The organism is Kitasatospora sp. NPDC004272, assembly GCF_053603035.1.
The window spans coordinates 1-10,765 of sequence record NZ_JBSGET010000202.1; the positions used below are offsets into that span (position 1 = coordinate 1).

11 protein-coding genes are annotated in these 10,765 nt (G+C 74.0%); 9 read left to right on the top strand and 2 right to left on the bottom strand.

Translation table 11 applies throughout. From position 1 onward, the window contains the following. Positions 1-194 precede the first annotated feature (194 nt). From ACWEO5_RS36100 to ACWEO5_RS36140, 9 genes are all read left to right on the top strand, one after another. The gene (locus tag ACWEO5_RS36100; protein WP_452166336.1) at positions 195-1,247 is read left to right on the top strand and encodes a DUF881 domain-containing protein; all 1,053 of its coding nucleotides are present in this window, start codon (positions 195-197) and stop codon (positions 1,245-1,247) included. Next, positions 1,244-1,576 carry a small basic family protein gene (locus tag ACWEO5_RS36105; RefSeq protein WP_043908904.1) on the top strand — a complete coding sequence of 111 codons (333 nt, stop codon included), beginning with the start codon at positions 1,244-1,246 and terminating at the stop codon, positions 1,574-1,576. The genes ACWEO5_RS36100 and ACWEO5_RS36105 overlap by 4 nt, the downstream gene beginning before the upstream one ends. A 9-nt stretch (positions 1,577-1,585) precedes the next feature. Then, positions 1,586-2,560, top strand: a complete 975-nt coding sequence (locus ACWEO5_RS36110) for a DUF881 domain-containing protein (RefSeq protein ID WP_452166337.1) — start codon at positions 1,586-1,588, stop codon at positions 2,558-2,560. Between the two features lie 181 nt (positions 2,561-2,741). Beyond that, a complete protein-coding gene (locus tag ACWEO5_RS36115; RefSeq protein ID WP_452166338.1) occupies positions 2,742-3,605 on the top strand; it encodes an FHA domain-containing protein in 864 nt (287 codons plus the stop codon). 65 nt (positions 3,606-3,670) lie between these two features. Next, positions 3,671-4,414: a transcriptional regulator FtsR gene (ftsR, locus tag ACWEO5_RS36120; protein WP_452166339.1), complete on the top strand. Its 744-nt coding sequence runs from the start codon at positions 3,671-3,673 to the stop codon at positions 4,412-4,414. Between the two features lie 96 nt (positions 4,415-4,510). After that, positions 4,511-4,984, top strand: a complete 474-nt coding sequence (locus ACWEO5_RS36125) for a bifunctional nuclease family protein (RefSeq protein ID WP_380238189.1) — start codon at positions 4,511-4,513, stop codon at positions 4,982-4,984. A gap of 314 nt (positions 4,985-5,298) precedes the next feature. Continuing rightward, positions 5,299-5,976 (top strand): MerR family transcriptional regulator, encoded by a 678-nt coding sequence (locus tag ACWEO5_RS36130; RefSeq protein WP_452166340.1) that lies wholly within the window; start codon positions 5,299-5,301, stop codon positions 5,974-5,976. Between the two features lie 51 nt (positions 5,977-6,027). Beyond that, positions 6,028-6,792, top strand: coding sequence for a SanA/YdcF family protein (locus ACWEO5_RS36135; RefSeq protein WP_452166341.1), 765 nt, complete (start codon positions 6,028-6,030; stop codon positions 6,790-6,792). A 38-nt stretch (positions 6,793-6,830) separates the two neighbouring features. Next, positions 6,831-8,216, top strand: coding sequence for a DNA polymerase IV (locus ACWEO5_RS36140; RefSeq protein WP_452166342.1), 1,386 nt, complete (start codon positions 6,831-6,833; stop codon positions 8,214-8,216). Positions 8,217-8,342: 126 nt separating this feature from the next. Here ACWEO5_RS36140 and ACWEO5_RS36145 read toward each other — a convergent pair whose 3' ends face one another. Together ACWEO5_RS36145 and ACWEO5_RS36150 are read right to left on the bottom strand one after the other, a co-directional pair. Continuing rightward, complete coding sequence (locus tag ACWEO5_RS36145; protein ID WP_452166343.1) at positions 8,343-9,815, bottom strand: MFS transporter; 1,473 nt, start codon at positions 9,813-9,815, stop codon at positions 8,343-8,345. Between the two features lie 163 nt (positions 9,816-9,978). Beyond that, a partial coding sequence (locus ACWEO5_RS36150; protein ID WP_452166344.1) for a DUF2382 domain-containing protein occupies positions 9,979-10,765 on the bottom strand: 787 nt, incomplete at its 5' end.

The window sequence follows — 10,765 nt, forward strand, 5'->3', positions numbered from 1 at the left end:
TTGTGGTGTTTTTTGTGGAGCTCTTGGTTGCCAAGGCGGGGGGGGGGGGGGGGCGGGGGGGGCGGGGGGGGGGGGCCGCGGGGGGGGCCGGGGGGGGGGGGGCCCCCCCCCCACCCTGGTTTGTCACGATCCTGTGCCGAAACCGTCCTGCGGGGCCGGGAGCTGGTCGTGGGGCACCGCGTGGTCGTGAAACGATGTCCCGCATGCCAGCAACGCCGACGCCGAGTGATCCGGAGGGGCGCTTCCGCCGTCCGGACGCCTCGATGTCCCTGCTGACCACGGTCATGGAGCACTCGCTCGACGACGGGTACGCGGAGGCGGCCCGGGCCCGCGGGGCGGAGGGCAGCTCGCGGCTGCCGACGACGGCCAAGGGCCGGCTGGTGCTGGCCCTCGGGCTGGCGCTGGCGACGGTCGTGGTGACGGTCGGGGCGGTGAACACGCACGCCGCGGCGCCCGTCCTGGCGAAGGAGCGGGACGCCCTGGTCACCCGGGTCAACGAGGCCAACGCGGCGGCGGACGCCCTGCAGCGCCAGGTCGAGCAGGACCGCGACAAGGTCGAGCGGGCCCAGGAGGCGGCGCTGCAGACCGGGGACGACAGCGGGGCGGCGGCGCTGGCGGCGCAGACCGGCACGGGGGAGATCACCGGGCCGGGCGTCAAGCTGGTGATCGACGACGCGTCCGGGAGCGGTTCGGGCGGCAACGTCAGCGATCCGCGCAACGGCGGCGGCTACGGCAAGAACGGGCGGGTCAAGGACCACGACCTGCAGTACGCCGTGAACGGCCTGTGGCTGGCCGGGGCGGAGGCGGTGTCCGTGAACGGGCAGCGGCTGACCGCGCTGTCGGCGATCCGGGCGGCCGGTGACGCGATCCTGGTCGACAACCGGCCGCTGGTGCCGCCGTACACGGTGCTGGCGATCGGGGACGGGCCGCGGCTGGCCCAGGCGTTCCAGGACAACGAGGGCGGCCATTACCTCAAGATCATCGAGGACAGTTACGGGATCCGCTCGACGCTGTCGACGCAGAAGTCGCTGACGCTGCCGGCGGCGCTGGGCGTGACGCTCCGGGTCGCCGGGCCGGAGACCTCCCCCGAGCCGGCCGCGGAGACCTCCGGCGAGCCGAGCCCACCGCCGTCGCCGTCCGGTGCGTCGTCCGGTTCGCCGAGCGCGGCGCCGTCGAAGTCCGCGCGGTCGACCGCGAAGTCCCCTTCCCCTTCCACTTCCACCGGAACAGGAGCTGCTACACCGTGATTGCCGTACTGGGTCTGGTGATCGGCGTGGTCGTCGGCGTGTTCGTGCAGCCCGAAGTGCCGAACGCGGTGGTGCCGTACCTGCCGATCGCGGTGGTGGCGGCGCTGGACGCGGTGTTCGGCGGCGTGCGGGCGATGCTGGACGGGATCTTCGACGACAAGGTCTTCGTGGTCTCGTTCCTGTCGAACGTCGTGGTGGCGGCGCTGATCGTGTTCCTGGGCGACCAGCTGGGCGTCGGGTCGCAGCTGTCCACCGGCGTGGTGGTCGTGCTGGGCATCCGGATCTTCTCGAACGCGGCGGCGATCCGTCGGCACGTGTTCAGGGCGTAGGGAGCGGCTGTGAGCGAGGAGAAGGAGCCGCGGGAGCGGGACGAGCAGGAGGCGGGCGAGCGGGCCGAGGAGTTGCCGGCCGCCGCCCGGGCCGAGGCCGAGGCCGGGTCCGGCGCCGGGGTCGGGGCCGAGGCCGGGGAAGCACCGCAGGACACGCCCGGGAACGCGGACGGGGACGCGGAGGCCGACGCGGCGGCGGAGCGGCCCGGGCCGGCGCTGGTGGCGGCGGCCGTCCCGCGGGAGCCGGTGCCGCTGCCGTCGGACGGGCGGACCCGGCTGAAGGCGGCGGTGTGGCCGCCGCGGGTGTCGCGGGGTCAGCTGGTGGTGGCGCTGCTGCTGTTCGCGCTGGGGCTGGCGCTGGCCATCCAGGTGCGCTCGACCAACGACCACAGCGAGCTGCGCGGGGCCCGGCAGGAGGACCTGGTGCGGATCCTCGACGAACTGGACGGCAAGCAGCAGCGTCTCCAGTCGGAGAAGACGCAGCTCGAACAGTCCCTGGCCCAGTTGGAGAACTCCTCCAACCAGGCCAAGGAGGCCCAGGAGCAGACCCGGAAGAAGGCGGCCGAGCTGGGCGTGCTGGCCGGGACGGAGCAGGCGACCGGTCCGGGCATCGTGCTGACGATCGATGATCCCCAAGGGCAGGTGAAGGCGGATATGCTGCTGGACACCCTGCAGGAACTCCGAGCTGCGGGGGCGGAGGCGATTCAGATCAACGACGTGCGGGTGGTGGCCGGCACCTACTTCACCGACAACTCGTCGGGCGGCGGCGTCCGGATCGACGGGAAGGACGTCTCGCAGCCGTTCCGCTTCACCGTGGTGGGCAACCCGCAGGACCTCGCCCCGGCGCTGAACATCCCCGGCGGGGTGGTCCGCAGCCTGGAGAACCACCAGGCGCGGGCGACCATCGTTCAGCAGCAGAAGGTACTGGTAGACGCGTTGGCCACGCCGAAGCCGCTGCAGTACGGCAAGCCGGCGGCGAAGTGACGGGGCGCGCTCCGTACGGTTCGTCAGCTGCGGGCAACCCCCGGTGGTGGGTTTCCGCGGCGGGTCGGCGACACTGGGTCCTACCGTTCGTCAGTCTCCGGTCCGATGCCGGTCCCACCGCCACACCGAGCCTTGAACCCTGCCCCGCGGGCGGTTCTGTCACACGCAAGGGGATTCGCCCGTGAGTTTTTTCTCGAAGCTGTTCGGCCGCAACAAGAAGGCGGCCGAGGCGCCGACCGCGCGCTACCGGCAGGAGGACGCCGGGGTGCCGTCGATGCGTCCGGCGCCGGACGGGCAGCGTCCGATGTACCGGGACGACGTGACCCAGGGCGCGGGCATCCCGACCGGGCAGTTCGACGCGGGCTACGGCGCGTCGGTTGATTCGGCGGGCGGGCCGCGCATAGGTTTCCCGGCAGGACCCTCAACCTCCGGTGGAGGGTTTGCCCCGGACCCCTATGCCGGGCACGTCCAGTCGGGTGTGCCGCGCCAGGAGGCTGTGAACATGGCTGGCACCAGCCCGTGCCCGCGGTGCGGGAACCAGAACCCGGCGCAGGCCCGTTTCTGCTCGAACTGCGGGACCCAGCTGCGTGGCGGCGGTTTCCCGGAGGGCGCGGTGGAGACCACCTCGACCATCTCGATCTCCGGCATCGAGTCGTACGACCCGACGGCGACCTCGACGGGCGCCACCCCGGCCCTGTCGGCCGAGGTGATGGCGGCGATCGACGCGCTGCCGCCGGGCTCGGCGCTGCTGATCGTGCAGCGCGGCCCGAACTCGGGCAGCCGGTTCCTGCTGGACTCGGACGTGACCACGGCGGGGCGCCACCCGCAGGGTGACATCTTCCTAGACGACGTGACGGTGTCGCGTCGGCACGTGGAGTTCCGTCGGCAGCACGACGGCGGCTTCTCGGTCGCGGACGTGGGCAGCCTGAACGGCACCTACGTGAACCGGGAGCGGATCGACGAGGTGCTGCTCAGCAACGGCGACGAGGTGCAGATCGGGAAGTACCGGCTGGTGTTCTTCGCCAGTCACCACCGGGGGTACTGACCACTTCTCCGTTTGGAGCCCGAGTGACCCCACAGATTCCTACCCCGTCCCTCGGGTCCTCGCCCGTGCCGGCCTCGCGCCGCACGGGCGAGGCGCGCCGGCGGGGTGACGAGCTGCTGTCGATCGGCGCGGTGCTGGCCTTCCTGCGGGACGACTTCCCGGAGGTGACGATCTCCAAGATCCGGTTCCTGGAGGCGGAGGGCCTGGTCGAGCCGCAGCGCACCCCGTCCGGCTACCGGAAGTTCTCGGCGGCGGACGTGGAGCGGCTGGCGTACGTGCTGCGCATGCAGCGTGACCACTACCTGCCGCTGCGGGTGATCCGCGAGCACCTGGACGCGATCGAGCGCGGCGAGCAGCCGCCGGCGCTGCCGGGGGCGGAGTCCCGTCCGGGGCCGCTGGAGGAGGCGGACCGGGAGCTGGCGGCCGCGGCCGCGGTGGCCGGCGGGGTGCGGCTGGGCCGGGCCGAGCTGATCGCGGCGGCCGAGGCGCAGGAGCGCGAGCTCGTCGAGTGGGAGGCGTACGGCCTGGTGCAGCCGGGCCCGGACGGCGGGTACGACGGCGAGGCGCTGCAGATCGCGCGGCTGGTGGCGGAGCTGGGCCGGTTCGGCCTGGAGCCGCGGCACCTGCGGGCGATGAAGGCGGCGGCCGAGCGCGAGGTGGCGCTGGTGGAGCAGGTGGTGGCGCCGCTGCGGCGGCACCGCAACCCGCAGACCCGGGCGCACGCGGAGGCGACGGCGCGGGAACTGGCCACCTTGTCGGTGCGGCTGCACGCGGCGATGGTGCAGGCGGGGCTGCGGGCCCGGTCCTGAACGGCCGGTGTCGGACGGGCGGGCGGCGGTCCTGATCGCGGTGGCCGCTGCCTGCTGCGCTTTCCTATCGGGGGCGCGCGCCATAGGGTTGCTGGTGTGAATGAGCTCGACGTCGTGGGTGTCCGGGTGGAGATGCCCTCCAACCAGCCGATCGTGCTGCTGCGGGAGGTCGGCGGTGACCGCTACCTGCCGATCTGGATCGGGCCGGGCGAGGCCACCGCCATCGCCTTCGCCCAGCAGGGCATGACGCCGGTGCGCCCGTTGACGCACGACCTGTTCAAGGACGTGCTCGGTGCGCTCGGCCAGCAACTGACCGAGGTGCGGATCAACGATCTGCGGGACGGGGTCTTCTACGCGGAACTGGTGTTCACCGGTGGTGTCGAGGTGAGCGCGCGCCCCTCGGACGCGATAGCGCTGGCGCTGCGCACCGGTACGCCGATCTACGGGAGCGAGGAGGTGCTGGCGGAGGCCGGCATCTCGATCCCGGACGAGCAGGAGGACGAGGTCGAGAAGTTCCGGGAGTTCCTGGACCAGGTCTCGCCGGAGGACTTCGGCGGCGGTCCGCAGTAGTTCCGGGGCCGGGCGCGGCCGGCGTCCCGCTGCGGCCGGGTCGGTCGGGCGGGGCTCCGGTGCGCTAGCCCGGTCGGCCGCGGGTCGCAACTCGGTTGGGCCGGAAATCCGTTCTGCTACCCACACATGGGGCACGAATAACCACTCGATGGGGTGAAGTTTGCGGAAGCCCCCGGCGTGGCGATCGTTGACGGTGCTTGGGCGACTGCCTACCGTCAGGTGATGGCCCGCCGGACGGGCCACCCGCAGCCCGGGGCCCGCTGGGGCTCCTGCGGGTCCCGTGGGGCCTTGGGCGGAATGGACGGAGGTTGGCGATGAGCGGCACCGGCGACGAGACGCGTTCCGGAGCGCTGTGCGCGGTGCACGTGCCGCGGGCCGGCCGTGCCCTGATCGGGCGGCCCTGGCGGCCCGAGCCCGAGGCCGAGGAGCTGCCGAGGCTCGGCCGCTTCCCGGCCGTCCAGCCCGGGCAGCCCGCGATCGAGCGGCTCGCCCCGACGTCCGCGCTGGTCGGCTACCGCGGGCCGACGGCCTGCGCCGCCGCCGGCATCACCTACCGGCAGCTCGACTACTGGGCGCGCACCGGCCTGCTGGAGCCCTCGGTGCGCTCGGCGTACCCGGCCGGGGCGCAGCGCCTGTACAGCTTCCGGGACATTCTGCTGCTGAAGATCGTCAAGCGGCTGCTGGACGCGGGCGTGTCGCTGCAGAACATCCGAGTGGCCGTCACCCACCTGCAGTCCGCCGACCGGGCGGACCTGACCGGGCTGACCCTGATGTGCGACGGCGCGACGGTCTACGAGTGCACCTCGCCGCAGCAGGTCGTCGACCTGCTGAACGGCGGCCAGGGCGTGTTCGGCATCGCGGTCGGCGCGGTCTGGCAGGAGCTGGAGAGCACGCTGGGGCGGCTGCACGGCGAGCGCACCGACACCGGCGAGACGCTGGTCGGCAACGACCCGGGCGACGAGCTGGCGCAGCGCCGCAACCGCGCGGTCTGAGCCGGCCCCGGCCGGGGAACCGCCGGGGGCGTCCCGTTCGTCCTGGCCGGTGTGTCGACGATCTTGAGGTGCGCGGGGCGGCGGGCCCGGGCCGGGTGGCTGGCGGTGCGGCCGGCGGACCGGCGGCGCCAGCGCCGCTGGTTCCAGGCGGTGGTGCTCTGCTCGGTGCTGGGGCTGGCGCCGAGCGCCTGGCTGTACCTGGCCGAGTCCGCGAAGGTCGGTACGGTGGCCGGCGCGCCCGAGGCCCCCGTCGCCGTGGTGTTCGGCGCCGGGCTGATGGACGGCGAGCCCTCCCCGTACCTGGCGCACCGGCTGGACGCGGCGCTGGAGCTGTACCGGGCGCACAAGGTGCGGGCGATCCTGGTGACCGGCGACAACGGCACCGTCCAGTACGACGAGACCGACGCGATGCGCGCCTACCTGATCGAGCGCGGGGTGCCCGCGGTGCGGGTGGTGGGCGACTACGCGGGCTTCGACACCTGGGACTCCTGCAGCCGGGCGCACCGGATCTTCGGCGTGGACCGGGCGCTGCTGGTCAGTCAGACCTTCCACGTCCGGCGGGCGCTGGCGCTGTGCCGGGCCGCCGGGATCGACTCGTACGCGGTCGGGGTGGAGGAGCGGCACGACACCACCTGGGAGTACGGCGGGCTGCGGGAGATCGGCGGCGCGGTGAAGGCGGCGGCGAACGTGCTGCTGCGGCCGGACCCGACGCTGCTGGGGCCGCGGGAGGACGGGGTGGCCCGGGCGCTCGCGGACGCGGAGGCGGACGGGGGAACGGGCGGGGGCGCCGACGCGGGTGCCGGCCCGAACGGGTAGGCGGCGGGAATGTCAGTACGACGCGGGATGATCGGACGGTGCGGACCGTGCCGAGCATCATCCACCTCGACATGGACGCCTTCTTCGCCGCGGTGGAGCAGGCGTCCAAGCCGAGCCTGCGCGGCAAGCCCGTCATCGTCGGCGGCCTGGGCGGGCGCGGCGTGGTCTCCACCGCCTCCTACGAGGCCCGCAGGTTCGGCGTGCACTCGGCGATGCCGATGGCGCAGGCCCGCCGGCTCTGCCCGAACGCGGCGTTCCTGACCGGCCGGTTCGACGCGTACCGGGCCAACAGCGAGATCGTGATGGCCCTGCTGCGGGAGCGCTCCCCGCTGGTCGAGCCGCTCAGCCTGGACGAGGCGTTCGTCGACCTGGAGGCCGGGCCGTACGGGCCCGCGCTGGCCGCCGCGACCACGCCGGCCGAGGGGGCGCAGCTGGTGCTGGCCGTGGCCGAGGACCTGCGGGCGGACATCGTGGAGCGCACCGGGCTGACCGCGTCGGTCGGCGTGGCCGGGTCCAAGCTGATGGCCAAGATCGCCTCCGAGCGGGCCAAGCCGGACGGGCTGGTGCTGATCGAGCCCGGCTCCGAGCGGTCGGTGCTCGCCCCGATGCCGGTGCGCGCGCTGCCCGGGATCGGTCCCGCCACCGAACAGGCGCTGCGCCGGGCCGGGTTGACCACGGTGGCGGACCTGGCGGAGGCCGGGTTCGAGGAGCTGGTCGGGCTGCTCGGGAAGGCGCACGGCGCGGGCGTGTTCCAGATGGCGATCGGCTGGGACGAGCGGCCGGTGGTGCCGGACCGGGACGCCAAGTCGGTGTCGGTGGAGGACACCTTCGAGGTCGACCTCGCCGACCGGGAGCGGATCCTGCAGGAGATCGAGCAGCTCGCCGCGAGGTGCGTGCGCCGGCTGCGGGCGGCCGGGCGCTCCGGGCGGACGGTGGTGCTGAAGGTCCGCCGGTTCGACTTCTCCACGCTGACCCGCTCCGAGACGCTGCGCGGGCCGACGGACGACGAGGAGGTGGTCGCGGCGACGGCGCGCCGGCTGGCGACGCAGGTCGACGTGACGGGCGGGGTGCGGCTGCTGGGCGTCGGCGTGGCCCAGCTCGCGGACTACACCCAGGAGGACCTGTTCGCCCAACTGGAGCGGGAGGAACGGGAGTCGGGCACGGCGGCGGTGGTCGAGGAGACGGTCGAGGAGGTGGTGCGGGTCGACCCGGCGGCCCGCCGCTGGTGGCCCGGGCAGGACGTGACGCACCGCGAGTTCGGGCCCGGCTGGGTGCAGGGCAGTGGGGTCGGGCGGGTGACGGTGCGCTTCGAGACGCCGTACTCGGGGGTGGGCCGGGTCCGGACGTTCGCGGTGGGCGACGAGGAGCTGGAGGCTTCGGGGGCGCTGCCGCTCAGGTCTCCGGCGGGGGAGGGGGCGGGGTGAACGCGGTGGCGGGGGGCGGTTCACCGCGCTGCCGGGGCGGGCGGACAGCACGGGTCCCCCGCACCGATGCCCTTGGTGCGGGGGACCCGTGGCTGCTCGCGTGTGTCCAGGACGCGAGGGACGCCGTCAGGCGTCGGTCTTGGTGAGGGCCGGGGCGGCCTGCTCGGCGGGGAGGACGGGGGCGGGCCGGCCGGCGCGGATGGCGAACGGGACGGCGGCGGCGACCAGGCACATCGCGCCGGCCACCCAGAAGGCGTTCTGGTAGGCGCCCTCGGTGGGCAGCTGCACGGGGAGCGGCAGCTTGAGGGTGTTGCCGGTGAGGATCGCGCTCATCACGGCGGTGCCGATCGCGCCGCCGACGGTGCGCAGCACGGCGTTCATGCCGTTGGCGATGCCGGACTGCTCGGCGGGGACGGCGCCGTTGATGTAGGCGGGCATCGCGGCGTAGGCCAGGCCGACGCCGAGGCCGAAGACCGCGGAGGAGAAGTAGAGGTCGAACTCGGCGCCGTGGCGCAGCGCCAGGTAGGCCATCGAGACGGCGCCGAGGAAGCCGCCGAGGACCAGCGGGAGGCGGGGGCCGCGGCGGGCGATCAGCAGGGCGCCGAGCGGGGCGGCGACCATCGAGCCGATCGCGGAGGGCAGCAGCATGATGCCGGCGTGCAGGACGGTGGCGGTGAAGCCGTAGTGGGCGAGCTGCTCCGGGGTCTGCGCGAAGTTGCTGATCACCATGAACGAGCCGTACATGCCGAAGCCGATCAGCAGGCCGGAGAGGTTGGTGAAGGCGACGGCGGGGCGGGCCATCATCGACAGGTCGACCAGCGGGTGGGCGACCTTGGACTCGACGAGCAGCCAGACCAGGGCGATCACCGCGGCGGCGGCGAACAGGCCGAGGGTGCGGGTGGACGTCCAGCCCCAGTGGTTGCCCTGGCTGACGGCGATCAGCAGGGCGGAGAGCCAGCCGGCCAGGGTGAGGGCGCCGAGCGGGTCGGCGCCGCCCTCCTTGTCGGTGACCGGGTCGGCGGGCACCCGCAGGACCACCAGGGCGACGGCGACCAGGCCGAAGACCAGGCCCATCCAGAAGATCGACTTGTAGCTCCAGTGCTCCAGCAGCAGGCCGGTGGCGACCAGGCCGAGGCCGGAGCCGACGCCCATCGAGGCGGAGATCGCGGCGACGCCGCCGGTGACCTTGTGCCGGGGCAGCTCGTCGCGGACGATGCTGATCGCCAGCGGCAGCACGCCGCCGCCCGCGCCCTGCAGCACCCGGGCCACCACCAGCCAGGTGAAGGAGTGGGTGCCCACCGCGAGGGCGGAGCCGAGCACCAGGCCGGCCAGCGAGACCAGCAGCATGGGCTTGCGGCCGCGCAGGTCGCCGAAGCGGCCCAGCAGCGGGGTGAGGACCGCGGCGGACAGCAGGTTGGCGGTCATCAGCCAGGTGACGCTGGAGCCCGAGACGTTCAGCTCGCGGGCCAGGCCCGGCAGGATCGGGACGACCGCGGTCTGCACCACGCTGAACGCCAGCATGGCCAGGATCAGGGCGGGCAGGACCCGGGCGCTGGTGGGCTTGCTGGCCGTGGGGGTGGGCTGTGGTGCCTCACTCACGGGGACTCCTCCGACAGGTTGCTTCAGACAGGCGATAGTGCATGAACTGAAGTAACGATGTCGGGAGATGCTTAAGCATGTCAAATATCGATCGGTGAAGCTTTGGCAAAGCGCCCGGCCCCGGACCGCCGGAGCGGACCGGGGCCGGGCGGCCGGCGCGCCGTCAGGAACGCAGCGGCTCCGGGCGGGTGTGCTCCGGGCCGCCGTTCGCGGCGGCCTGCTGGGCCCGGGCCGCCGCCGGCGACTGCGGCTGCGCGTTCCACGGCTGGCGCTGCTGCGGCGCCTCGCCGTCCCCGACCGCACCGGAGGTCGCGTCGTGCACCTCCACCTGCTCGCGGCGCAGCTCCTCGCGGACCACCTCCTCCTCGGTGTACCGCTCCACCACCAGGCGCACCCGCTCGATCGGCGCCAGGTACTTGCGCACCACCGGGCGCTCCTCGTGCAGGGTGACCTCCTCGACCGCCTCGGCGATCTCCTGCTCGCTCAGCGCCGCCCGCTCCGCGTCCGACACCGGGATCCGCTCCACCCGCACCCGCTCGCGCACCACCGGCACCCGGCGCTCCACCTGCTCGGTGGTCACGTACTTGCGCAGCCGGGTGGTGCCCACCTCGTGCCACTCGGTGCTGATGTCGATCCGCTCCTCGCGGCAGGTGATCTCCACCGGCGCGGTCGGCGCCACCGCCGCCCGGCCCTCCGCCCGGTCCTCCGCCAGGCCCTCCGTCCGGCCTTCGGCTCGGTCCTCCGTCCGGTCCTCCGCCCGGGTCGACGGCCGGGACTGCTGCCCGGTCGGCGCGGGCGCGGCCTTCGCCGCCGCGAAGGCGGCCGGGGCGGCCGGGGCGGCCGGGCGCGCGGGGGGGCCGGGAGCACCGGAGGCTCCGGAAGCAACCGAAGCCCCCCCCTCCCCGGCCTTGGACAGGTCGGGTGCCTCGGCCCAGCCCCGGGCGCCGGGG

Excerpts from the sequence above, each read along its gene's own strand:
- ACWEO5_RS36100 (WP_452166336.1), top strand. The coding sequence starts at position 195 with ATGTCCCGCATGCCAGCAACGCCGACGCCGAGTGATCCGGAGGGGCGC.
- ACWEO5_RS36130 (WP_452166340.1), top strand. The coding sequence starts at position 5,299 with ATGAGCGGCACCGGCGACGAGACGCGTTCCGGAGCGCTGTGCGCGGTG.